This window comes from Natrinema sp. LJW11 (genome assembly GCF_056135975.1).
The window spans coordinates 46,500-69,447 of record NZ_JBWBDM010000002.1 but is presented as its reverse complement, the minus strand read 5'-3'; the positions used below and the strand labels follow the sequence as shown (position 1 = coordinate 69,447).

Annotated in this window: 24 protein-coding genes, 1 tRNA gene and 1 pseudogene; 9 read left to right on the top strand and 17 right to left on the bottom strand. The window is 64.8% G+C overall.

Annotation, left to right across the window (positions count from 1 at the left end; translation table 11 throughout):
• Positions 1–132: 132 nt before the first annotated feature.
• Positions 133–531: a hypothetical protein gene (locus AC0QDI_RS04940; protein WP_474665827.1), complete on the bottom strand. Its 399-nt coding sequence runs from the start codon at positions 529–531 to the stop codon at positions 133–135.
• Between the two features lie 267 nt (positions 532–798).
• Positions 799–1,914 carry a Gfo/Idh/MocA family protein gene (locus AC0QDI_RS04935; protein ID WP_474665825.1) on the bottom strand — a complete coding sequence of 372 codons (1,116 nt, stop codon included), beginning with the start codon at positions 1,912–1,914 and terminating at the stop codon, positions 799–801.
• Positions 1,915–2,285: 371 nt separating this feature from the next.
• Between AC0QDI_RS04935 and AC0QDI_RS04930 the strand changes: the two genes are divergently transcribed.
• Positions 2,286–2,981, top strand: coding sequence for a ThuA domain-containing protein (locus AC0QDI_RS04930; protein ID WP_474665823.1), 696 nt, complete (start codon positions 2,286–2,288; stop codon positions 2,979–2,981).
• Positions 2,982–2,994: 13 nt separating this feature from the next.
• Here the strand turns inward: AC0QDI_RS04930 and AC0QDI_RS04925 are convergent, their stop codons facing one another.
• From AC0QDI_RS04925 to AC0QDI_RS04915, 3 genes are all read right to left on the bottom strand, one after another.
• Positions 2,995–4,287 (bottom strand): TIGR00341 family protein, encoded by a 1,293-nt coding sequence (locus tag AC0QDI_RS04925; RefSeq protein ID WP_474665821.1) that lies wholly within the window; start codon positions 4,285–4,287, stop codon positions 2,995–2,997.
• Between the two features lie 130 nt (positions 4,288–4,417).
• Complete coding sequence (locus AC0QDI_RS04920) at positions 4,418–5,269, bottom strand: eIF2B alpha/beta/delta subunit family protein (RefSeq protein ID WP_474665819.1); 852 nt, start codon at positions 5,267–5,269, stop codon at positions 4,418–4,420.
• A gap of 81 nt (positions 5,270–5,350) precedes the next feature.
• Positions 5,351–5,728 (bottom strand): DUF5783 family protein, encoded by a 378-nt coding sequence (locus tag AC0QDI_RS04915; protein ID WP_474665817.1) that lies wholly within the window; start codon positions 5,726–5,728, stop codon positions 5,351–5,353.
• A 120-nt stretch (positions 5,729–5,848) separates the two neighbouring features.
• On the opposite strand from AC0QDI_RS04915, the gene AC0QDI_RS04910 reads away from it, so the two are divergent.
• A complete protein-coding gene (locus AC0QDI_RS04910; protein WP_474665815.1) occupies positions 5,849–6,172 on the top strand; it encodes a DUF7969 family protein in 324 nt (107 codons plus the stop codon).
• 59 nt (positions 6,173–6,231) lie between these two features.
• Here the strand turns inward: AC0QDI_RS04910 and AC0QDI_RS04905 are convergent, their stop codons facing one another.
• Positions 6,232–7,281 (bottom strand): phosphatase PAP2 family protein, encoded by a 1,050-nt coding sequence (locus AC0QDI_RS04905; RefSeq protein WP_474665813.1) that lies wholly within the window; start codon positions 7,279–7,281, stop codon positions 6,232–6,234.
• Between the two features lie 265 nt (positions 7,282–7,546).
• Here AC0QDI_RS04905 and AC0QDI_RS04900 point away from each other — a divergent pair, with 265 nt between their 5' ends.
• From AC0QDI_RS04900 to AC0QDI_RS04890, 3 genes are all read left to right on the top strand, one after another.
• A complete protein-coding gene (locus AC0QDI_RS04900) occupies positions 7,547–8,623 on the top strand; it encodes an Mrp/NBP35 family ATP-binding protein (RefSeq protein WP_474665811.1) in 1,077 nt (358 codons plus the stop codon).
• Positions 8,620–8,880, top strand: coding sequence for a DUF7976 family protein (locus AC0QDI_RS04895; protein WP_474665809.1), 261 nt, complete (start codon positions 8,620–8,622; stop codon positions 8,878–8,880). The genes AC0QDI_RS04900 and AC0QDI_RS04895 overlap by 4 nt, the downstream gene beginning before the upstream one ends.
• Positions 8,881–8,996: 116 nt before the next feature.
• Entirely contained in the window at positions 8,997–9,599 is a 603-nt protein-coding gene (locus tag AC0QDI_RS04890) for a uracil-DNA glycosylase (RefSeq protein WP_474667288.1), read from the top strand.
• Between the two features lie 18 nt (positions 9,600–9,617).
• Here the strand turns inward: AC0QDI_RS04890 and AC0QDI_RS04885 are convergent, their stop codons facing one another.
• A complete protein-coding gene (locus tag AC0QDI_RS04885; RefSeq protein WP_474665807.1) occupies positions 9,618–9,836 on the bottom strand; it encodes a hypothetical protein in 219 nt (72 codons plus the stop codon).
• 110 nt (positions 9,837–9,946) lie between these two features.
• On the opposite strand from AC0QDI_RS04885, the gene AC0QDI_RS04880 reads away from it, so the two are divergent.
• Together AC0QDI_RS04880 and AC0QDI_RS04875 are read left to right on the top strand one after the other, a co-directional pair.
• Positions 9,947–10,687, top strand: a complete 741-nt coding sequence (locus tag AC0QDI_RS04880; RefSeq protein ID WP_474665805.1) for a hypothetical protein — start codon at positions 9,947–9,949, stop codon at positions 10,685–10,687.
• Between the two features lie 41 nt (positions 10,688–10,728).
• Positions 10,729–10,812, top strand: a tRNA-Ser gene (locus AC0QDI_RS04875).
• A gap of 315 nt (positions 10,813–11,127) precedes the next feature.
• Here AC0QDI_RS04875 and AC0QDI_RS04870 read toward each other — a convergent pair.
• The 8 genes from AC0QDI_RS04870 to glmS all read right to left on the bottom strand — a co-directional run bounded on the left by AC0QDI_RS04870 (position 11,128) and on the right by glmS (position 19,793).
• Positions 11,128–11,397 (bottom strand): DUF7571 family protein, encoded by a 270-nt coding sequence (locus AC0QDI_RS04870; RefSeq protein WP_474665803.1) that lies wholly within the window; start codon positions 11,395–11,397, stop codon positions 11,128–11,130.
• A 191-nt stretch (positions 11,398–11,588) separates the two neighbouring features.
• The gene (locus tag AC0QDI_RS04865; RefSeq protein ID WP_474665801.1) at positions 11,589–13,001 is read right to left on the bottom strand and encodes a GntP family permease; all 1,413 of its coding nucleotides are present in this window, start codon (positions 12,999–13,001) and stop codon (positions 11,589–11,591) included.
• 277 nt (positions 13,002–13,278) lie between these two features.
• Entirely contained in the window at positions 13,279–14,340 is a 1,062-nt protein-coding gene (locus AC0QDI_RS04860) for a succinylglutamate desuccinylase/aspartoacylase family protein (RefSeq protein WP_474665799.1), read from the bottom strand.
• Between the two features lie 113 nt (positions 14,341–14,453).
• Positions 14,454–15,497 carry an L-malyl-CoA/beta-methylmalyl-CoA lyase gene (gene citE / locus AC0QDI_RS04855; protein ID WP_474665797.1) on the bottom strand — a complete coding sequence of 348 codons (1,044 nt, stop codon included), beginning with the start codon at positions 15,495–15,497 and terminating at the stop codon, positions 14,454–14,456.
• A gap of 58 nt (positions 15,498–15,555) precedes the next feature.
• The gene (mch, locus tag AC0QDI_RS04850) at positions 15,556–16,617 is read right to left on the bottom strand and encodes a 2-methylfumaryl-CoA hydratase (protein WP_474665795.1); all 1,062 of its coding nucleotides are present in this window, start codon (positions 16,615–16,617) and stop codon (positions 15,556–15,558) included.
• Positions 16,610–17,893 (bottom strand): methylaspartate ammonia-lyase, encoded by a 1,284-nt coding sequence (locus tag AC0QDI_RS04845; RefSeq protein ID WP_474665793.1) that lies wholly within the window; start codon positions 17,891–17,893, stop codon positions 16,610–16,612. The genes mch and AC0QDI_RS04845 overlap by 8 nt, the downstream gene beginning before the upstream one ends.
• Entirely contained in the window at positions 17,890–19,329 is a 1,440-nt protein-coding gene (locus AC0QDI_RS04840; RefSeq protein ID WP_474665791.1) for a methylaspartate mutase subunit E, read from the bottom strand. Before AC0QDI_RS04840 ends, AC0QDI_RS04845 begins: the two co-directional genes overlap by 4 nt.
• 8 nt (positions 19,330–19,337) lie before the next feature.
• Complete coding sequence (gene glmS / locus AC0QDI_RS04835) at positions 19,338–19,793, bottom strand: methylaspartate mutase subunit S (protein WP_474665789.1); 456 nt, start codon at positions 19,791–19,793, stop codon at positions 19,338–19,340.
• Between the two features lie 161 nt (positions 19,794–19,954).
• Between glmS and mct the strand changes: the two genes are divergently transcribed.
• The gene (mct, locus tag AC0QDI_RS04830) at positions 19,955–21,130 is read left to right on the top strand and encodes a succinyl-CoA:mesaconate CoA-transferase (RefSeq protein ID WP_474665787.1); all 1,176 of its coding nucleotides are present in this window, start codon (positions 19,955–19,957) and stop codon (positions 21,128–21,130) included.
• 140 nt (positions 21,131–21,270) lie between these two features.
• Here mct and AC0QDI_RS04825 read toward each other — a convergent pair whose 3' ends face one another.
• Together AC0QDI_RS04825 and AC0QDI_RS04820 are read right to left on the bottom strand one after the other, a co-directional pair.
• Complete coding sequence (locus AC0QDI_RS04825) at positions 21,271–21,777, bottom strand: DUF8154 family protein (protein ID WP_474665785.1); 507 nt, start codon at positions 21,775–21,777, stop codon at positions 21,271–21,273.
• A complete protein-coding gene (locus AC0QDI_RS04820) occupies positions 21,770–22,465 on the bottom strand; it encodes a nucleotidyltransferase domain-containing protein (protein ID WP_474665783.1) in 696 nt (231 codons plus the stop codon). Before AC0QDI_RS04820 ends, AC0QDI_RS04825 begins: the two co-directional genes overlap by 8 nt.
• A gap of 291 nt (positions 22,466–22,756) precedes the next feature.
• On the opposite strand from AC0QDI_RS04820, the pseudogene AC0QDI_RS04815 reads away from it, so the two are divergent.
• Positions 22,757–22,924: pseudogene (locus AC0QDI_RS04815) on the top strand (restriction endonuclease); the annotation flags it as partial.
• Between the last annotated feature and the right edge of the window lie 24 nt (positions 22,925–22,948).

Below are 22,948 nucleotides of genomic sequence, written 5' to 3'. Positions count from 1 at the left end.
ACGGCTTCCGTTTTCGTTTTTCGACCGGATCACGCTGCATCCGAACGAGCGGTGGCGAGCGGCCGTGCTCCCACCGGTCGCTCTCGAGACGGTGACTCTCGAGGGGCCGTCGGTGGTCGCTTCGATCCCGTCTCAGGCACCGTCCGGAACGCTGACGAACACGTCCCGAGCCTCGGTCGCGTATTCGAGACGAACGGTGTACGTGAGACCGGCGAGTGCCGTCATACAGACCCCGGAGCCGGCCTCGAGCGAGAGGTCGACCACGTCACCGTACTTACTCCGGTAGATGCCGTCGATGGCGATCCCGTGACACGGCGTCGGTGCGACCGTCTGGCCGGTGATCTCGACGACGCCATCGCCCAGATACTCGACGGTGTACTCGTCGTTTCCACCCGTGTCGCTGGAGTCGGTGCTCGACTCGGCGGAGACGACCGTCGGACCGTCGCTCGTATCAGCGGTCGCCGACGTCGTCAGTGCTGTTCCCGCGAGGAGCGATGCGCCAGTCGCCTTCAGTGCGTTTCGGCGGTTCATCCCACTCGATAATTATTCTCTCCAATAACAAAAATTTATCTAGTCTTCGTTGATAATACTGTGAACAGTCACTAGAGTAACAACCGGAACGATTTACACACCCATCGCACAGCAGTCGTGCGATCAGGTGCGCAGTGACTGACAGTGGCTACTCTAGCTTCTCGAAGTCCGATACCGTGTCCAGTAGACGGATCGGTCCGAACGAAATCGTCTCGAAAGGAAGGCAACCGGTGGCGGGGCTGCGGATCGGAAGAGCCCGGGAGCGAACTACTTGATTCGCGTCGTCTGCTCGAGTTCGACGTCGCCCGCTTTCAACGTCGTCGCTCGACCGGTCTCGCTCGAGCGGTAGATCGCGTCGATGACTCGCTGGACGGTCAACGCCTCCTCGATGGTGTTGGTCTCCGGTGGTGTGCCCGCAGCGATAGTCGCGAGGAACTGCTCGTCCTGTTCGTTGTAGCCGGTCACGGCGGTGTCTCCCGTCATATCGATGTCGGCGTAATGATCGCCGCCGGCCGTCCCGGCCTCGAGAATGTGGAGATCGGTGTCGCCGATATCGAACTGAGCGCCCGCCCGCGTGCCGCGGACTCTGAAGTCCATGCTCTGTTCGCGGTTGGTCGCCCACGCCGCCTCGAGCGAGACGGTCTGTCCGTCTTCACAGCGGATGAAGGCGCTGACGGAGTCGTCGACCTCGTAGGTCTCGGCTTCCGCGTCCCAGTTGTCGCCGAAGCCGTCGGGGTCGGCGTACTCCTCGCTGGTTCCGAACGTCGTCCGCGTGACGCCGCTGACTTCGACGATTTCGGGGAAGTCGAGCGCGTAGAGCGCGAGGTCGAGGGCGTGAACGCCGATGTCGAGCAAGGCACCGCCGCCGGCGAGTTCGGGATCGGTGAACCACGACCCGGGACCGGGGACGCCGCGCCGGCGAACGTAGTCGGCCTCGACGTGAGTCAGATCGCCGAAGCGGCCGCGAGCGTGTTGCTCGTCGAACATGGCCATCGACGCGGCGTGGCGGTTGTGGAACCCGACCATACAGATCCCCGGCGAGCGCGCCGCCGTCTCCGCGATCCGTTCGGCGCTCTCGAGGGTGTGTGCGAGCGGTTTCTCGACCAGGACATCCAGCCCCGCCTCGAGGGCCGCGACGGCGATCGGCTCGTGGAATCGGTTGGGCGTCGTCACGATGACGGCGTCGACCGCGTCGTCGACGACGAGTTCGTCGTGCGTTTCGTAGGTTCGCGCGCCGAACTCCTGGGCGAACCGGTCCCGTTGCTCCGGGACGAGGTCCGCGCCCGCAACGACGTCAGCGCCGAGCTCCCGAACGCTCTGCGCGTGGAGATTTCCCATGCCGCCGAGGCCGACGATGCCGACCCCGATTCCGTCGCCAATCATGTCCAGCCCTCCGAATTCGTCTCAGCAGCAATGGAGGGGCAGTGAGAAACCAACCATTTCGAGATCATTTGTGTCCGATCCTGGTCCATAGAGTGTGGCAGTCGGCTATCGAAATAAGGGTTGTGACCGATTAATACGTGCAGGCATTTCGTATTTCACGTATTACTATACTATTACGGCAACAAAGATCAGATATAGTGACTATTTCTAGTATTTCTGGGTGCCGTTACGCTCGCCCGTCCCCAGCCGATACCGGCCGCTGGGAACCACCGTGATTCCAATCCGTCACTCCGTTTCGTCGAGATCGGCCGCGACAACGGCGCGTCGGTACGACCGACAGTATAAGGCTCCGGACGGCGGACCGATCGGTCATGGTCGCAGTCACGATCTGGAACGAGTTCCGCCACGAACGCGAGGACGACGCGGTCGCGGCCGTCTACCCCGACGGCATTCACGAGACCATCGCCGACGCGCTCGCCGACGACCACGAGGTTCGAACCGCGACGCTCGACGAGCCCGACCACGGTCTCACCGACGACGTCCTCGAGGCGACGGACGTCTTGCTATGGTGGGGCCACGAGGCCCACGACGAGGTCAGCGACGCGGTCGTCGAGCGCGTCCGCGAGCGCGTCCTCGAGGGGATGGGATTCATCCCGCTGCACTCGAGCCACTACGCGAAGCCCTTCAAACGGCTAATGGGAACGTCCTGCAGCCTGCAGTACCGCGAGGACGGCGGCACGGAGCGGCTCTGGGTCGTCGATCCCGGCCATCCGATCGCGGACGGCCTGGACGAAGCGATCGAACTCCCCGAGACGGAGATGTACGGCGAGCCCTTCGACGTTCCCGAACCCGACCGCCAGGTGTTCGTCAGCTGGTTCGAGGGCGGTGAGGTGTTCCGCAGCGGCTGCTGTTACCGGCGCGGAAACGGACGGATATTCTACTTCCGGCCCGGTCACGAGACGTATCCGATTTACGAGAACGAAACGGTTCGGCGGGTCCTTCGGAACGCGGTCGCCTGGGCCAGCCCGACGGACGGCTCGCCGCGGTCGTTCGGAGCGCGGGAGTAGCACTTCACTCGGTTCAACCGCTCCGGAGCGTCGTCGCCAGTTCGACGATCACCTCGAGATCGACGCCGGTCGCCGACTCGAGTCGTTCGCGCACGTCGTCGGCGAAGTCGTTCGGGAGCCCCTCGCCGGGCGGTCGGTCGACGTGAACGGTGACCGTCGGCCGTTCACCGGTGTAGACGTCGATGAGTTCGTACTCGATCGCGGTCTCTCTGAACTGCAGTTCGGAGCCGGACGCGAGTTTCGCCTCGTTCATCGTCTCGAGCTCCGTCTTGACGTCGTGTTCGACCGCGGCGGTGCGGTACGTGCCGTAGGTGATGCCGCCGAGAACGACCGAGAGGACGACGATCGCGACGAGAAGCACCGCGACGCGCGAGCGGAGCCGCCCGTAAACGCGTTCGACGGACTCGGTTCGTTCCGGTCGATAGCCGGACAGCCACAACAGGAGCAACGCCGTGAGATTGATCGAGAGCATATTGACGAGGACGAGCGTGCCCGCGGTGAGGACGACCGTCGGATCCCCCCAGGCGATCCCGAGACCGGCGGTGGCCGCGGGCGGGACGAGCGCGACGGCGATCGCGACGCCGACGAGCACCGAGCCGACGTTTCGAGTGAGGCTGATGACCGCGGCGACGCCGGAGCCCAGCGCGAGAAACAGGGCGAGAAAGTCGGGCGTGATCCGCTCGCGGATCTGCGGGACGGTCGTGATCTCGAACCCCGGCGGGAGCAATACGGTCCCCCTGAGCGCCCAGCCCATCACCGCCGCCGTCAGGACGGCGGCCGCGAGTCCGATCACCTGTAGCGTGACGCCACGCGTCGCGAGCGACTCGTCGTCGACGATCACCCCCACGCTGGCCGCCAGCGCCGGCCCCATCAGCGGCGCGACGACCATCGCACCGATGATCGTCGCCGCCGAGTCGAGCAACAACCCGGCCGTCGCGATCGCCGTACTCACGATCAGCAGGCTGAAATAGGTCGATGCCGCCGGTGCGAGGTCGGCCGCTCGAGCCCGGAGCTCCTCGCGGGAGATCCTGATTCCCGAAAACCGGCCGGTCAGCTCGCCGGTTCGTTTCGAAACGATCGTTTCCGCGGCCGTGACGACCGTATACGATCGCTCGTCGAGACCCGCGTCTCGAAGGGATTCCAACAGCGGTTCGACGGCCGACGGCGGGACGGGGATCGAAACGAGCGCCTCGAACTCGCCGCGGTCCGTGTCCCGGGTGACCGTGTAGTCGACGCCGGCTTGCTCCGCCGTCTCGATAACGAGATCCAGTTCGTCTCGAGGAACGAACACCTGTACGAGACGCATAGGACCGCTACGGGAGCGACGCGGATAGCTGGTTGCCACCCGCGACCGACTGTTTCGAAGGCGTGACCGTTCGGACTGGGTCCGATCACCGTCTCGAGCGGTATCGCCGGGAAAGGAACCGATCGCCCGCTCAGAACGATTCCCGTCCTTCGTCCGTGATGACGCTCTCGAGCAACTCGACCGGCGTCGCGTCGTAGGCGGGGTTCTCGACGTCGAAGCCGTCGGCGGGTTCGGCCATGACCTCGCTGCCGGGACGGAACTCGTTTTCGAAGACGAACCCGTCGCCGACGATCTTTGAAGCCGAGCCGAGGACGGTCACCGGAACCTCCAGTCTGGCGGCCGTCGACGCGATCGGGAAGGTCCCGACGCGATTGTACAGCGTCTCGTCGACGATACAGTCCATGCCGACGACGACCCGGTCGCACTCCTCGAGGGAGAGCCCGTGGGCGCTGTCGGTGAGCAGCGTCGTTTCGACGCCCTCCATCTCGGCGAGCGTTCGCGCGGTCTTGCGCCCGAGATAGCGCGGTCGAGCCTCGGTAACGTAGACCTCGAACGTCTTACCGGCCTCGGTCGCCTGCTCGAGGGCCTGAATTACCGTCGATGAGTAGTCGTGTGTCAGCAGCGTCGCGCCGTCCGCGAGGTGCTCGACGGCGTTTTCGGCGGCCAGTCGCTTGCCGGACTCGATCCGCGAGACCACCTCGTCGATCTTCTCGCTCGTGAGTCGTCGGGCGTCCTCGACGCTGTCGGGATCGGCGTCGGCCACGTCGTCGACGACCTCCCGGACGGCGTTTTGCAGCGAGGCGTGCGAGGGATTCGCCCGTCGCAACACGGAGCCGTTGCGCTCGAGCGCGCGGACGTACTCCTCGACGGTCGCGAACTCCCGCTCAACGAGTTCCTCGAGGGCCTGGACCGCGTGGACAGCAACCACCGAGGAACTGTGCGTCTGCATCTCCCGGATTTCCTCGGCCGTCTCGTCGATCATACCTACACGGTTTCCCGTCAGCGCAAAAGGTGTTCCGGGTGCCCGCAACCGTCCTGTCGTCCATCCTTCAACGGGTCGCCGTCACGCGGTCTCGTCGAGCCCGAAAATCCGCTGTAGTTCATCCTCGATTCGGTCGACGAACGTCTCGAGGACGGGTTCGAACTGCTCGTGGTCGGCCACCGCGCCGACACGATCCGCCGGATCGTCCGGAAGTTCGACGCGGAACTCACCGTCATGCTCTCGCGGGCTGTCCCCGCTCGAATCGGTCGCGGAGCGATGCTCCGCGCTCCCCTCGTAGAACGGCTCGCTCTCGCTCAGCACCTGCCGGTCGATGGCGCGGAGTACCTCGGAGTCGTACCGACCGTGTAGCTGCTGGTACGCCGAAGAGTACGCCTCCTCGAGTTCCTCGAAATAGTGGACGTACTTCTCCTCGAACTTCTCGGGGTCGAACTCGGTCATAGCGGTCGGTGCGAACGCCATCGGGTAAACGGTTCGGAACGAGCCACATCGATCGACCTGGCTTTCCGGGCGGGCGTCGACGCCCGCACGCTTACCTTCTCGAGGCCCCTAGAGCCGTCGATGACCGTTACCGTCCGGTACACCTGTCCGCACTGCAACGCCGTGGTCAGCCTCGAGCGGCCGCCGGACCTGGCGGACCGGTCGGTCACCAAAGTCCGCCAACCGGGCTGGGAGTACGCGAGCCCGGACGATCCCGAGCGGGAGTCGGCCGACGGAATCGAGTTCGTCTGCGGCGAGGACGGGGACGTCACCGATCTCGAGGGAGACGCTATCGAGGGCTGTGGCCGCCCGTTCTATCTCAATTTCGTGCGCTACGAGCAGGGGGTGGAACTCGAGCCAGATCCGCCGACCTACGGCGGCCCGCGGTTCGATTTCGACGCGTGACTAGCGACGACGGTGCCGTCTGTTTCCGCCGCGCTGTCGGTCCCTCGACTCGAGGGAGATCAGCCCAGCCGAATGCGAATCCATCGGCGAACTCGCACGGTGAATCGACGGCCGAGAGTTATCGCGCGTCGCCACGTACTCCGTGAGAGCAGGAAACGGAGCCCGCGTATCGCCATCGTCGCCCAGAAGACGAGTGCCGTCCAGACGCGGGTGGCGCGTTCGGAGTGTCGCAACACGGGAACCGTGACGAACAGCGCGAGGACGAGTCCGAAGGCCCCGCCACGAGCGGGACGCGAGAACAAATGGAACTCGTCGACTGCGATGAGCAACGGGGTAAACGCCCCAGCTGCGAGCACGCCCCGCCGGAAGAGCGGTCGAACCGCTTTCGATGGCCGGTCGACCGCAAACAGGCGCTGACCGAGAACGATGAGCTGCCAGCCCCCGAACGCGCCGAGGGACGCGCCGAGTAGCGAAACGTCACCGGCATCGATGCCGCCGACGACGACGTTGATCGCGCTAATAGCGATCGCGAGGCCGAACGCGACCGTCCCGTGATCGGTCGAAAAGCGAGTCAGGAGCCGCTCGACGACGGCCAGAAACGCGACACCGATGGCGACCCCTGCAGTCACGTCGACGAGATAGTGGACGCCGAGTACGACCCGCGAAACGCACACCGCAGCGACGAGGATCGCTGCGCCGACGAACCGCCGCCGACGGGTGCTGATCGAGAGCCGACGTGCCAGGCTCAGGTACACGATCGTCGTCATCAACGCGTGGCCGCTCGGGAACCCGTAGCCGCTTGCCATCGCGGTGGATTCGTAGAGCGGCTGAATTACCCACGGCAGCGACTCGATCCGGACCAACGGTTGGCCGGGACGCGGTAACGCGAAGACGTACTTGAGCGTGCTGATGAGTGCGAGTCCCGCGAACGTCCAGCCCATTATCACGGCTGCGTCTTCCCGATTCTCCGAGTCGAACCAGTAGATAGCGCCGACCAACAGACTGAGAAACCAGACGTCGCCCAGCTGCGTGACGAGCGCGACGAGGACCGCCGCCCACTCCGGAATCGCGCTCTGGATCGGACCGAACTCACCAATCCCACGAGACATACGTCGTCATAGCGCACCGACCGTCGTAAATGGTTCTATATTTGACAGCCACGGAGACCGCGTGGCGGGAGAACCGTGGGCGGACCGCGTCCCATCTAGCGACCCCGTCAACGGGGCGCTCGGTCACCGAAACGGTGCGGGTGGCGTTCCACCACTGCGGGCACACCTGACCGCTCAGACGGAGACGGTTCAGCGGGAACTGGCCGAAAGGCGCGACTCCAAGCGCGAACACAACCCTTTTCGACGCCCGGAAGTAGCTAGTGACATGGACGAAGCCGCCGTTCGCGACCGCCTCCGGACGGTCGAAGATCCGGAACTCGGCGACGATATCGTGTCGCTCGGGCTGGTCAACGACATCACCGTCGACGGCGAGCAGGTCGCCGTCGATCTCGCGCTTGGTGCCCCCTACTCACCGAGCGAGAGCGACATCGCCGCCGAGGTCCGCGAGGTGCTCGCCGCCGAGGGCCTCGAGGCAGATTTGACCGCGAGCGTGCCCGACCGCGACGACCTCACCAGCGAGGAACAGGTACTGCCGAACGTCAAGAACGTCATCGCCGTCGCCTCCGGGAAAGGTGGCGTCGGCAAGTCGACCGTCGCGGTCAACCTCGCCGCCGGCCTCTCGCAGCTCGGTGCCCGCGTCGGCCTCTTCGACGCCGACGTCTACGGGCCGAACGTCCCCCGGATGGTCGACGCCGACGAGCCGCCGATGGCCACCGAGGACGAGACGTTGGTTCCGCCCGAGAAGTACGGCGTGAAGCTGATGAGCATGGCCTTCCTCACCGGCGAGGACGACCCCGTCATCTGGCGCGGTCCGATGGTCCACAAGGTCATCACTCAGTTGACGGAGGACGTCGAGTGGGGTCACCTCGACTACCTCGTCGTGGACCTCCCGCCGGGCACCGGCGACACCCAGCTGACGATGCTCCAGACCATGCCCGTCACCGGCGCGGTCATCGTCACGACCCCACAGGACGTCGCGCTGGACGACGCCCGGAAGGGCCTCGAGATGTTCGCCAAACACGACACCGTCGTGCTCGGCATCGCCGAGAACATGTCGACGTTCGCCTGCCCCGATTGCGGCGGCGAACACGACATCTTCGGCTCGGGCGGCGGCGAGGCGTTCGCCGAGGAACACGAACTTCCCTTCCTCGGCTCGATCCCGCTCGATCCGGCCGTCCGCGAGGGCGGCGACGGCGGGAAGCCGACGGTCCTGAAAGACGGCGACGACACCAGCGACGCCCTGCGGATGATCACCGAGAACGTCGCCAACAACACCGGAATCGTTCACCGGCAGGGGATCTCCCAGGGCCGGCGTAACGAGGCCGCCTCGCCAGATCGATGACAGCCGGCGGTGACGACGGGAACGGGGAGGAGACTGCCGCTGCCGACGAGTTCGATCCCGACCCCGAGCGCGTCGAGTTCCTCCGCGAGGTCGCCGACGACGTTCGCGGTGAGACGAGCGAGCGCAAACAGCTCGCGAACATCCTGTATCGAACCAGCGACCTCTACGACGAGGGCGAGGAGACCTCCCCCGAGGAGATCGTCCGCAACGTGAAGTTCATCCTCGAGGTCAACGAGCGCGGCGGCCTCGGTCGCTAAGTCGTCTCGACTCTCGGAGGGCTCCGAACGGCGGCCGTCGGCGCGTCGTTTTTGTTCCCACCGCTCGAGACACGAGTGTGGACGCGAATCAACGGTCTCGAGCGAACCCGTACGGCATGGACGAGGAGTGTCGGAACTGTCCGGCGCTCTGTGAGACGCGCACGCAGGTCGTCCACGGCTACGGCGACGTCGGCGCGGACTTCCTGTTCGTCGGGGAGCGGCCGACGGCGCACGCGGACGAGACGGGTATCCCGTTCGCTGGCGAAGGCGGGAGCGACGGTGACGGCGGACTGCGACGGATGCTCGAGCGCCTCGGACTCTGTGCCGTCGACTCGTCCCCGGACGAGCCCGAACTCGAGAACGTCTACCTGACGAACCTGACCCGTTGTCGCGATCCCGATCGCCGGCCGACCGACGAGGAGGTCGGCAACTGCGAGCCCTATCTCAGCGCCGAGATCCGGATGATTAACCCCGAAATCCTCGTTCCCGTCGGCGAGCGCGCGTTAGCGGAACTCGGAGTGGAGTACACGACGACCCCGGCCGACGAACTCGCGCTCCCAGACGATCACGCGACGCGGATCCGCGGTCGCGGCTTCGAACTGGTCCCGATGATCGATCCGCGCGAGCAGACCGACGAGCAGACGCAGGCGTGGCTCGAGGCCTTCGCGGAGCTGATGGCCTCGGACTATCGCCAGACGAAAGGGCGACAGGGACGCTAGACGGGTCGACGGCGGTCGCTACCAGTACGGGTTTTCGCGCCAGCGTCTCGAGCCGACGCCCAAGGCGATCAGCGTCCCCACGGCGAGGACGCCGACGGCGAGTGCACCGATCGTCGGTGCGAAGTACTGGCCAGACGTGTTGGTCAGGTAGCCGTTTCCGAATCCGACGAGACCGAGGACTGCCAGCGCCGCGATCACGAGCGTCGCGAACAGTCCGGCGATCGATCGTTCGTCCATATCGGGTCGAAGCCGCTCCGACACTATAATTCGTCTCCATTGCGGAGCCGACTGCGGACGCGATCGATGGAAGCGCCGCGTTCAAGGATCGCGCGCCCGCAGTAAGTCACATGATAGTCGTCGTCCCGGTCGATCCGCCGCGGGAGGGACTCGTCCTCTCGTCGCTCGCCGAGGAGTCGCCGCTCTCCGACGCCGAGGCGGTCTCGCTCTACGAGGCCGCCGTCGCCGACGTCTGCTGGAGCGTCACCTCGAGCGGCGGCGACCTCCTGCTCAACTACCGCGACGAGGGGACCCTGCCCGAGGTGCACGCCGGCGGCGACCCCGAAGCAGAGGTCCGAGCGCTCGCCCTCGACGCGCTCGGGGAGGACGCGGCGGTTCGGTTCGAGCGCCAGGTCGGCTCGAGCCGATCGGCTCGCGTCGGCAACACCGTTACGCACCTCCTCGAGCGCGAAGCGGTTCAGAGCGTGGGGGTGCTCGAGCCGACGGTCCCGCTAGTCAATCGAACGGAGATCGACGGGGCGGCGATGTCGTTGCGCCGTCACGATGTGGTACTCGGACCGTCCGATGCGGGTCAGACGTACTTCGCGGGCTTTTCGGAGCCGATCGACTTCGCCGACGCGTACGCGACGCCCGAACTGTCGACGCTGGCCCGACGCGCGGCCGACGACGGGCTCAGCGTCGGCTTCGCACCGATGCTTCCCAGCGTGGCGACGGCTGCCGGGCTCCGAGCGACCGTCGCCGGGCTCGAGGCCCGGTCCGCTGCCGAGCGCCCGGGTGCCGAGGCGACGGCGGCGCTCGTGGACGAACTGGGGATTCGTGTCGGGGAGGACGGCGGCCTCGAGCGCGAATAGACCGACAACCCTTTTGGAACGTGTGGCAAAACGGAGAGCGAGGTGGGGTGGCAGAGCGGCCTAACGCGCCTGCCTTGAGAGCAGGTGGCCTCCAAGCCTCATGGGTTCAAATCCCATCCCCACCGTTCTGTCGCGAACAATTCCGTGAGCGACAGCGAGGCCGATGGGATTTGAATCAGGGAGTGAAGCGAGCGACGCGAGCGGAACGACCGTGGTTCAAATCCCATTCCCACCGTTTTCTGCGTGCGAATACGACGAACGTAGTTGGGGGACCCTCGAGCGGCAAACGAAACGGAGTGATTCGAATGAGGGAGTCCCGAAGGTATCGTCGCAAACTTCGCTGGGGACATCCAGACGCTGATCGGTGAACTTTCCCGGTACCCCGACCTACATGTTGGACGGCTGTGCCGGAAAAATAGCCGTTGAGAGGACGGGTTCCTTCAGGCAGACGGCAGGTCGCAATTCCAGCCGGGATCGTGGCCGGTGCGGTCTATCAGGTCGGCACGACACGCTGGGCAGTAATCGGGGGTAACGGATTCGCTTCGAGGGACGTACACCGCGCTGCCGCATTTTACGCACGCGTCCGCAACGATGGTCGCACAGTCCGCACAGACGTTGAAGTCGTCAACTGTGAGGTCGCGCAGCGGTTCGAGTTGTTTATCTAAGAGGTACTCGTCGATGACCGCCTGACAGCTGTGGCACGATTTCATAGCGATACACATCGTTCCATGTTACCATACCATAAATATCTGCCTCCGTGAGCGACGGGCGGACGCACTGTGGTCTCGGTGAACGTACTGGGACAGGGAAAAGGGTGAATACCGTCTCTCTCGAGCTCTTACCGGCCCCTGGCCGGCGCGTTCCAGTTCGCCGATGCGAAATCCCCGAATCCGTTCCGGAGTTATGCGAACGGGAAGATCGTCGAGAGTAGCAGGCTCGTGAGCAGCCCTGAGACGGAGATGATCGTCGTGAGGACGGTCCACGTCTGGAGCGTCTCGCCCTGCGTGAGCCCGCCGATTTCCTTCACCAGCCAGAAGCCGGAGTCGTTGTACCACGAGAAGATGTTCGCACCGGCGCCGATCACCATCACGAGGTAGGCGGTGTGGACCTCGAGCTGGCCGGTGAGGGGCGCCATGATCCCGGCGGCCGTCAGCATCGCGGCCGTCGCCGAGCCCTGTGCGATGCGGACGATCGCGGCGATGAGCCACGCGGTGACCAGCAGGCCGATACCGATGTCCTGGAGCCCACCTGCGAGATAGCTACCGATTCCCGAGGCCGCGAGGAGGGCCCCGAACGCACCGCCGGCCGCGGTGATGGCCGCGATGTTCCCGCCGCTTTTCAGCGCTTCCGTGAGTTCGTCGGCCCACTCGTCACGGGAGAGGTCGTTGTGTCGCATGAAGGAGTACGCCGCGGCGAGGGCCGCAATCGTGAGCGCGACGTTCTTGTTCCCGAGGAACGCGGCGACCGGTCGAATGGCTTCGAGCGACGGGACGATCTCCCCGAACCCGTCGACGAAGGTCAGCGACGCGATGAGGACGACCGCCAGCACGACCGGCGCCGAGGCCTCGAGCATGCCCGGCAAGGCGCTGGTCGGCTTGGCGGCGACGTCCTCGAGCTCCTCGGTCGTCGTCGACATCGTGTCGCGAAGCGGAATGTCGAGCCTGGCGTTGATCCACCGGCCGTAGACGAGGCCGGCGAGGATCGCCGCCGGGATCGCGGTCACGATTCCGATGGCGATCGTCGCTCCGAGGTCCGTCCCCAGCTCCGCTGCGACGGCCAGCGGTCCCGGCGTCGGGGGGACGAAGACGTGCGTCGTCGCCGCACCGGCTCCCACGACGACGATGAACAGGGTGTAATCCCGGCCCACGCGGGCACGCATCGAGCGGGCGAGGGGCGCCATGAGGTAGAAGACGCTGTCGAAGAAGACGGGCACGGCCAGGAAGGAACTACTCCCGAGCAGGGAGATGTCCGAGTTGGATTCGCCGAGGACGTTCTGGAAGCCCCGGATGATCCGCTGGGCCGCTCCGCTCTCGAGCATCGACTTGCCGATGACTGCGGCCATCAGGATCGGGATCCCGATCCCGGCCATGTTCTCTCCGAACGCGGTCGCGACCCGAGAGCCGGCATCGGCCGCGCTGAAGTCGGCGACGAAGACCGTGTTGACGACGCCGACGGTGAACGCCGCCATAATCAATCCGATGAACGCCGGGAGGTCGAGCCACACCAGCAACGCGACGACTGCGACGAGACCGACGATGAACGTGATCAACGGGCTATGCGCGAACTCGACCGCCTGTAGCGGCACGTACGCCATAGGTGTGGCTTGTACGGAATATATTGCTATTGATAGTACTTACGAACATAGTAAATAAATATCGGTGAATTGCCACCAATAAGCGGATACCGCGCGTGGCGATCGATACGTCGGTGAGACGGGCGAGAGGCGTCCCGCGCGCTCGCCGAAGGAACTCGCCTTCCTCGAGTACCGTCCGGCGAGCGATGCCGGCAGTCACTGCGTCGATCTCGAGTTCCTCGAGCCGTCCGCGCGACCGAGTCCGTCTCAGCGGGGCACAGAGGGGAGGTATCACCGATCAGTCGTCGCTCGAGAAGTCCTGATTCGGGACGCGATAGCCGTCGAACTCGCCCGTCTCGATCTCGGCTTCGATCTCCGCTTTCGTCTCCGTGTCGGTCTCGACGAGGTGAACCAGCGGGTGGCCCGGGAGGGCGACGGGGTTCTCGAGGCTGCCGACGATCAGACCGGTAAACGGCGCTGTGACGGCGCGCTCTTGGGTCTTGAAGTGATCCGATATCGTACAGATGGTCTCGCCCTCGTGGACCAGCGGATAGGGGCCCCACTGCATCTCGACGAGGCCGCCGGTATCGGCCCGGAGCCACTGTTTGGTGCTGTCGGCTGCGGTCTCCGTGTGCCAGCCTGGCGCGGCCGGTTCGGCCTCTGGCAGGAGGTCGTACTCGGCGAGGACGTTCTCGGTTCCGGCGATGGCGTTCTCGATCATGGCCGGCTGGAACCGCTGGGCTCGCCCCATCTCGACGGTGATCGTCGGGATGCCGTCCGCGGTCGCCGTCGACCGAAGCGATCCCTCCTCGCCCTCACCGTAGAGGACGGTGTTCGCGCCGAACGCGCGGGCCAACCGGTCGACGGCGGGGTCCTCGAGATCGGCGCGGACGTGATACATCGTCGTCCGGTTGCGCGTCGAGGTGTGGAAGTCGATTCCGTAGTCACACGCGCTGATGAACGTTTTATATATCTGCTGTGCCATCCGCTCGGCGGTGTTGGACCGTTCTTTCCCCGGAAACGATCGATTGAGGTCCTGATCGTAGATCGGAATGTATCGCTGCTGGGCGTGGTACGCGGGGACGTTCGTGACGTGCAGACAGACGAGCGTGCCGTGAACGTCCGCGGGGTCGTACTTGGCCGCGACCTCCTGGATGACTTTCACGCCGTTGAGTTCGTCACCGTGAACCGCAGCCGTCAGGAAGACCGTCGGGCCGCCGCGTTCGCCGTTGGTGATCGTCACCGGGATCTCTACGGGGTCGCCGAGATACGTTTCACCGACCTCGTATCGGAGGTGACGTTTTTCGCCGGGGTCGACTTTGCCGTCGTACCGGAACGGCTCCGATTCTGGAAATTCCATACGGTTGATCGGTTACGACGGGAGATAGTCCGACTGGTTCCCCGCGGCAACCGCTCGGGATCGGCAACAATCGCAAAATCAGAAATTCGGAATCGCGCGTGAGCGGCGACCGCTCAGCGGTAGGAGAGCTCGAGGTCGCGCGCTCGGTCGAGCAGTTCAGCGTCGTAGTACTCTTCGGTCTGTGCGGGCCGGATGCCGTCGATCGCACGGACCTGCTGGACCGTGTTGCGGAAGTTCTTGAAGGTGGCCTCGTCGACCATCTGGCCGTCGATGGTGACCGCGCCTGTACCCTCGCGTTTGGCCTCGTTGAAGCGCTCGATCTTGTGGACGTCGCGCTCGAGTTCCTCGGGCGTCGGCATGTGGACGGTGTTGGCCTGAATCGTCTGCTTGGGGTACAGCGACCAGGAGCCGTCGAGACCCAACTGGGCCTCGTGTTCGACCTGATCCGCGTAGGCGTCCGCGTTGTAGTAGGTCAGGCCGGCGCGCTCTTTGAACAGGTCGTCGAAGGGGCCGCCGATCGAGAGCAGGCCCCCGGCGCTGGACTCGTTCGAGAGGGCCTCGAGCAGGCCGTCCCAGCGCGGCATGCCGTCGCCGAGGTCGCGGCCGCCGAGTTCGGCGGCGTAGTCGACGGGGCCGAAGACGAGCGCGGTGAGCCGGGAGTCCTCGCCGAACTTGGAGATCTCGCGCAGGTCGGAGCGGGCGCGGCCGGTCTCGATGATGATCGAGAGGCCGATGGAGCCGTCGTCGTAGCCGTGTTCGGCCTCGGCTTCGGCGACGACCTCGGCGGCGCGCTCGACGTCCTCGAGGCGGCCGACCTTGGGGACGACGACGCCGTCGATCTCGTCGCCGATTTCGCCGACGAGGCGGTCGATCTGGTTGCGTCCCTTGTCACAGTACTCCTCGTCCTCGTAGCTCCACTCGACGCGGGGCCAGATCTCGCCGGGGAAGTCGTACTCGGGAACCTTCTCGATGGTGTTCTCGAGGCCCTCGGCTTTCATGTCCGGTGCCGTCCCGTCTTCCATGTCGGGGACGAGCCAGTCGGGGGCCTGGAACCCCTCCGCCTCGAGGGCGGAGACGAGGTACTTCGCCGAGTCGTCTTTCGGAACGGCGGCCGGTGCGGTCTGGAACGTGCGGCAGAGTCGGATGTCGTCAGTCATGTGCGTGTATGTGTCTGAATCGGTGATCGTCTGCGGTCGTCTGTGCTAGTCGATCGTGTCAGTTAGAACGCTTTCGAATCTCCGCGGTTCGCGTCCCGGAGTAAACGGGTTCGTCGTCCTGATTGAACGCGATGTGCTCGAACGTCACTGTCCCCGCCTCGTCGCTCGAGGCGTCCGCGTCGGCCTCGAGAACCCGCGTGAAGGCGTAGACGGTGTCGCCGACGGCGACGAACGTGTGGAACGATTCGTCATCGAAGCCGACCTCGCGCCACGTCTCCTCGTCGGAGCGGGCGTGCCCCAGCGCGGTCGATCGAGTCACGTCGCCGTAGGTGACGATACTGCCCGACGGCGAGTCGCTCATCACGTCGACGTTGTGGTGTTGTTTGGCCGTGTTGAGCGTCGAAAGCGGTAGCGAGGCGACGGTGACGTCGTCCTGCGTGCGACCGCGCTCGTGGCGGTAGGCGACGGCGGCGTTCTCGCCGTCGGCTTCCTCGAGCGCCTCGGCGAAATCCTCGCAGTAGCCGCCCTCGGGGGCGATGAACTCGTCGGGGAGTTCGGGTTCGTCGTCTTCTTCGGCAGCCGCGGCCCCGCTCCCGTCGGTCGCGACGGGTTCGCGCCGCGGGATCATGTTCGTCCGCTCGTAGGAGCAGAGCACGTCACCGGTCTCGGCGTCTTTCCCGCGGGTGCGCCAGGAAACGATACCGTACTCCGGTCGGGAACTCGAGGTCGCGCAGTTGACGACCTCGCTCTCGACGTGAAGTTCGGTGCCCGTATAGACCGGTGCGGTGGGGAACCTGACGTCGGTGCGGCCGAGGAAGTAGCCCCCCTTCTCGCTCAAGTCCTCGACGGTGATGCCGAGGGTGGCCGCGGTGAGATAGTCCGGGTGAACCGGCGGTTCGTCGAAGCCGCGTTCCGCGGCGGCGTCGCTCCGCCAGTAGGCGGGGTCGTGGTTCAGGGTCTGGCTCATCCAGGACTCGTTGCCGAACTGCGTGAGCGTGAGGCCGGGGTCGTGTTCGATCACGTCCCCCTCCTCGAAGTCCTCGAAGCAGTTGCCCTTCTCCTTAGTCTCGACGTGCTCGAGCGCCTGTGCGAACGTATCCGGATCGGTCCAGTCAGTCATCTGCGGTCACTTCGTCCGTCTCCGTGTCTGCCGTTAACTGTTCCCGTTCTCGGCGGGCGATCGTTCGCCGCATCTCGTTCTCGACGATCATATAGCCCTCGTCGAAGCCCATGCCGGGCTTCGCGAGCACCTGTGCGGCGTTCGTCGCGAGCGCGACGTGAGCGCAGGCACGCGCGGAGGTTTCCGTTTCGTTGCAGGTACCCCCGAGGTAGGCCCGGGTCTCGGTCCCCTCGCAGTAGCGGACCGCCTGTCCGCTGCGGTGGATCCCGCCCAAGTCGGGCGTCTTGACCTGCACGAGGTCGGCCGCGCCCGCATCGACGAACGCCTGCACGTCCTCGAAGGTGTTGCACCACTCGTCGGCCACGATGTCGACGCCGACGTCGGCGTCTTTGAGCCCCTCGCGGAGCTCGACCATCGCGTCGATTTGGTCGGCCCGGTCGCCGACGTCCATCGGCCCCTCGATCTGAATCGGGTAGGGTGCCGCGGCCTCCTCGAGCGCGGCGAAGTAGTCGACCACTTCGTCGCGATCGTAGGGCGCGCCGAAGATCTCGCCGACCATGCCGTAGACGTCGATGTGGAAGCGGGGCTCGTACCCCTCGGGACCCAGCTCCTGGGAGCGCTCGACGAGCCACTCCACGTACTCGAGGAGGACCTCTCCGTTCTCGCCGATCTTCTCGACGCTGTTGATCAGCGCGTGGGGCAAGACCGGGACGCCCTTGACGAACATCTTTTCCGTGTTGTTGTAGCGATCGTCGCCGGACTGGCCGAAGACCGGCACCGGCTCCGTCGCGGGCTCGGTGCCCAGCGCGTCGGCCAGGACATCCGTCTGCGTGATTTTCTCGGCTTCAGCGGCCGCGGCGAGCAGCGCCTGCGAGACGCCGTAGCGGATCGCCGTGTGCAGCCGGTCGCCGTCTACCTGCATCTCCTCGAGCAACTCCGCGTTGTCGAGGAACTCGGTCGCGTCGCGGCCCTCGAGTTCGTCGGCGACGGGCCCCTCGATGACGGGGGCGTACTCTTCGGCTTTGAACAGCGGGTCGCGCCCGCCCGCACCGGAGTACTGGACTGCGGCGCAGTCGCCGCGGACGACGGTGCCGTCGGCGAGTTCGACGTCGACGATGATCGTTTCGCCGGCCTGGCGAATCTCGTCGAAGCCGTCGGTGACCGGCTCGCCCTCGTAGGTGAAGCCGTCGTGTTCCGCTCCCCGCTTGATCGCGCGCTGGTCGTCGAAGAAGAACCCGGAGTAGCCGGGCGTTGCGTATATTCCTGTAATGTTCATGGTGAGATGTCACCCTGCGGTCGGCCGATGAGTTTGCCGTCGCTGATCGCGTCGACGTCGTCCGCGACCATCCGGAACGACTGCTCGCGCCCTTCGGTGTCCGCGCGTTGGGACAGTCGGGCGCGGTGAATCTCCTTGATATCCTCGTCCATCTCGAGGTCGGCCCACTCGAAGATGCGGACGCGACCGTCGTCGTCTCGCGCGGGCAGGACCGCACCCGCCGCGCTGTCGCTGGGTGCGAAGGGAACGTCGAGCGCACCGGAGTCGAAGGCCTTGAGCGTTCCCTGGACGACGTCGCCGTCGCCGTGCTCGAAGATGGTGTCCATCAGACAGCGCGTTTCGCGCTCGATGAGGTCCTGTTCCTCCTCGATGCCGTCGATGTCGATCTGCTGTTCGATCGCCATGTCGATGACCTGGCGCGTCGTGCGCAGGCCGGCCGAGTTGGCCTCCATGGTCGGCACCCCCTGGAACTCCTGGGGCGACTTGGTGATGACCTTGTCCGGCTGGGCGATGGCGGCGGTCATGCCGCCGAAGCTGATGACGCCGTTCGCGCGGGCCTCGTCCGGCGGGAAGCCGCCCATCCACTCGTGGAAGACGGTGGTGACGACGACCTCGTCGGGCAGATACTCGTTGCCCAGTTTCTTGAGCGCGTGCAGGGCGGCCACGTCCTGGACGATGTTGCCGACCTGCCCGTAGCCGAGCGTGATCGAGCGCACGCCCTGGGTCGCCGCCAGCTTCCCCTCGACGAGCATGATCGCGATCGCGATCGACGGCGGGACGAGAGTGCCGGTGAGCGGCCCGAACGGCTCGCGGTTGATCCGCACCCCGCGTTCGGTGTAGGCGCCCGCCAGTCGGTCGACGAACTGCCACTTCTCGATGGTCTCCTCGAGGCCGTGACGTTTCGTGTACGGGATGTTGTAGGAGATCGGACCCCCCTCGAAGCTCTGGAAGCCGCCGGCGAAGGTGATCGCCGCGAGCAGCCGGGCGTCCGGGGTGCCGTGGCGCACCTCGATCGGCGCGTCGACCGCGTCGATCAGTTCGCGACAGCCGTCGACCCCGTGGTTGACGGCCGGGAAACCGTTGAGGGTGTCGTCGCCCGTCTCGAGGGCCTTGTCGAGGCCCTGCTGGGCCTTTTCGTACTCGTTGTCGCGCGTGTACGAGTCGATAGTCGTCGGGAGGAGATCCGCCTGCCCCTCCTCGAGGAGGTATCGCAGGAGTTCGATCTGGTCGTCGAGTCGGGGGACCCCGGCTCGTGGCTGCAAGAGCGGCTTGTCGGCCGACTCGAGGACGTCGGCGAAGCGCTTGTGGTCGGGCAGCGACTCGTGGTACGCGATGGCGTCCTCGAAGTCGACGTCTTCGCCCGTGTGCCAGTCAGATCGGATCTCTTCGTCGATACGCCGTAGCTCGTCGGATGGAATGCGTTCGTCTCGTATCATCTAGACATCTACGAACTGATAGTCGCCCGTTCCGACTCCGTCGGAGAGATCTGGAGATCTTCGCGGAGCGCGGCGATCGCGTCTTCGGGATCGGTTTCGGAATCGAAGACGCGGTCGAATCCGAGCTCCCGGAACGTTTTCCGGGTCCGCTCGAACTCGTCCTGTCCGACGGCGAGGTTGCCGCCGATGTAGCTGACCGCGTCGACGCCCGCGTCCTCGAGGACGCTGTGGAATCCCTGGCAGTCCTGCTCGGCGTGACCGTAGAGCGACGAGACCAGTACAGCCTGTGCGTCGTGTGCTACTGCGGCCTCGGCGAACTCCTCCTGGGAGGTCTGGACGCCGAGGTTCACGACATCGAAGCCGGCTGCACTGAAGGCTTGCTCTAAGATTGTGATGCCAACGACGTGAGCATCGGAGCCGATCACGCCGAGGACGACCGTTTGGGACATCGTATTCGGAACCATGATGGATCGGCCTATAAACCTAATGATCTTCCATGATAATATTCTTTAAGGATCCTAACAGCGTCTCTATGGCGGAAATTGACATGGGAAGTGGTACCGGGAGACAACTACATGATCGATGGTAAGGGTTTTGGTACTGGTTTGGAAAGGGGCCTACAGATATGGGAGCACTCTCGAACCTTCGCGTCGTTGATCTGACCCAGGTGCTCGCCGGGCCGTACTGTACGATGTTGCTCGCGGACCTGGGCGCGGACGTCGTCAAGATCGAACGACCCGGCGGCGACATGATCCGGTCGAACCCGCCGTTCGTCGACGACCCCGAAGAAGAAGCCTACGGGGGCTACTTCCAGAGCGTCAACCGCGGCAAGAAGAGCATCGAACTGAACCTCGGCGACGAAGAAGACCGCGCGGACTTCCTCTCGCTCATCGAGGAGGCCGACGTCGTCGTCGAGAACTACCGCTCGGGTACGATGGAGAAGTACGACCTGGGCTACGAGACGCTCAAAGAGCACAACCCCGATCTCATCTACTCCTCGATTCGGGGCTTCGGCGACCCGCGGACCGGCGAGACGGAGCGACAGGGCCAGCCCTCCTTCGATCTCATCGCGCAGGCGCTGGGCGGCGTCATGGAGACCACCGGCCAGCCCGACGGCCCGCCGACGAAGACCGGGCCCGGCGTCGGCGACCTCTTTACCGCGACGCTGAACTGCATCGGCATTCTGGCGGCGGTCAACCACCGCGAGCAGACCGGCGAGGGCCAGTACGTCGACACCGCCATGTACGACTCGATGCTCAGCTTCACCGAGCGCGCCGTCTACCAGCAGTCGTACACGGGCGAAGCCCCCACTCGTCGGGGCAACTCCCACCCCACGCTCTTTCCCTACAACGCCTTCAAGACCGACGACGGCTACGCCGTCATCGCCGCGTTCAACAACAACCACTGGGCGGAACTCTGCGACGTGATGGACCGCGAGGACCTCGCCGAGGCGTACCCGACGACGCCGGAGCGACTCGAGAACCGTGAGTCACTCCGCGAGGAAATCGCCGACTGGGCGGCCGAACAAACCAACGACGAACTCGTCGGCAAACTCGAGGGCCGCGTTCCCGCCGCGCCGGTCCAGACGACCGAAGAGATCTTCGACGATCCGCACGTCTACGCGCGGGACATGCTCGTGCCGGTCGAACAGCCCGGCGCCGACAGGGACGTCGAGATCGCGGGCAACCCGATCAAGATGAGCGAGACGAACCCCGAGCCCCGCGGTCGCGCGCCGCTGCTCGACGAACACCGCGAGGAACTGTTAGGCGAGGACGCCGACGCCGAGACGGCCGACGACTGATACGGACTGCTGTCAGTCGTTTCCGGTGCGACCGCGATACGGCCTGCGCTCGCACCGGTAAAGCGTTACAGCAGACCGTATGAGCGGCTGACTACCGATCTATCGGTTTTCCGGTCGAATTGCACTTTCGAAAAGTGATTCTAACTCTCGCAGACGCACGCGTCCCCTTCTCGGATCTGGTTTTCGACGTGGTCGTGTATCTCGCGAGCGAGTGCTCTCATAGCGTCTGCCTGCGCCTTCGTGGGTCGCCTTCCACCATAATAGCTGTCCGTCCGGTTCTCGGTGTACAGCCCCTCGAGTTCAGCCATCGTCGAGCGCGAGAGCAGTGCGAGTTCCGATGCGCGATCGTAACAGTACGTATGGTCGTGGAAGTCCCGTAGTTCGTCGCCGCTTTCCGCGAGGGCATACGCCTCTATCGACCGTTCGATGGCTCCGAAACAGAGTTCGATAGTCGCAGTGTAGTAGCCTTCTTCCCCGATCCGCTCGACGGCACGGAGCAGCGTACAGGCCTTCGTGAGTTGTGCCGTCCAGTCGTCGTCGGTCTCGATTGCGTCCTCGTACGCCGGGATCCCGTGTCCCGCTTCGTTAAACGCGTCAACGGCGGCCTCGAGCGCGTCCGTGATCGCGTTCGGATCGGCGTTACTCATCCGTCTCCCCTCCTCGGCGGATCATGTTTCGAATCGTTTCGAACTCCTGTGTTTCGTAGAGGGTGATCCCCTCTCGCAGGATTTTCCGGAGTTCCGTGAGATAGTTCGGCACTGCTCGGAGCGCTTCGACATCGATCTCGTAGGCGTACCGACCCTCCTCGAACGACTCGTCCTCGAGTCGTTGACGGATTCGGTTCGCTTCCCGCTGGTTCGCCATTCGATCCTCCTCGACCAGTACCCACAGGTCGATATCGCTTCGTCGGTCCGCCTCTCCTCGAGCCACACTCCCGTACAGGACGATCGCAACGACGCCGTCGAGTTCGTCTACGAGTGTCTCGACGGCCGTCCGAACGGGCACGTGGAACTCCGATTGCGGAATCCGGAAGTGCGGGTCGTCGGGTACTGAGAGCCGCCCCCGGTTGATTCGTACCAGACGTTTCCGACCCCGCCGTTCCGTGGCGACGAGATCGTTACTCGAGAGAATATCGACCGCGTTCGTCACTGCCGGCCTCGACCGACCGACCGCGTTCGCGAGCTCCGTCATCGAGAACTCGGCGTCGTGATTTCGACTTAAAAATGCCAGCACATCGTCGAGTACCTCGCTTCGGAACAGTCGTCCGTCTTCGACGGGGATATCGATGGTTATGCTCGTCCCGTTGGTCGACGTCCCGTTCGTCTCCGTTTTCATTGTAATCGCTTTCTTACGCGATCTACTTAAACCTTATATCAGATCCGATTTCCACTCATTACCCCTCGGCTGTTTACGGGAGCGATCGACCGGCGGTATCCGGCGTCTTTGTGAGGATCTCGAACGACTTCGTCCGAAATCGATCCCGTACGGGTTTAGACTGGATACGCTCGCTATCCGCGGCTACCGACGGTATCCAAAACAGTGTCCGACTCGCCGAGTGCAGTCAGTGATCGAGCGATCCCCGCTACCAGCAGTTTCTTACTGTGACGATTCGAGGTGGCAGATATCATGAGTCAGGCGACGCTGTCGGATCGGCCGTACACGAATTCGAATCTCTTCTCCGGGTACTATCTCGACGAGCGGATTCAGGAACGGGACGAGTGGGAGTGCGACGCGGCCGCCAGCGATGCGCTGGCCGAACTGCAGTCGCTGTACGAGCTCGAGTCCGGGCTACTAAAGAAAACGACAATCCGAGCGACG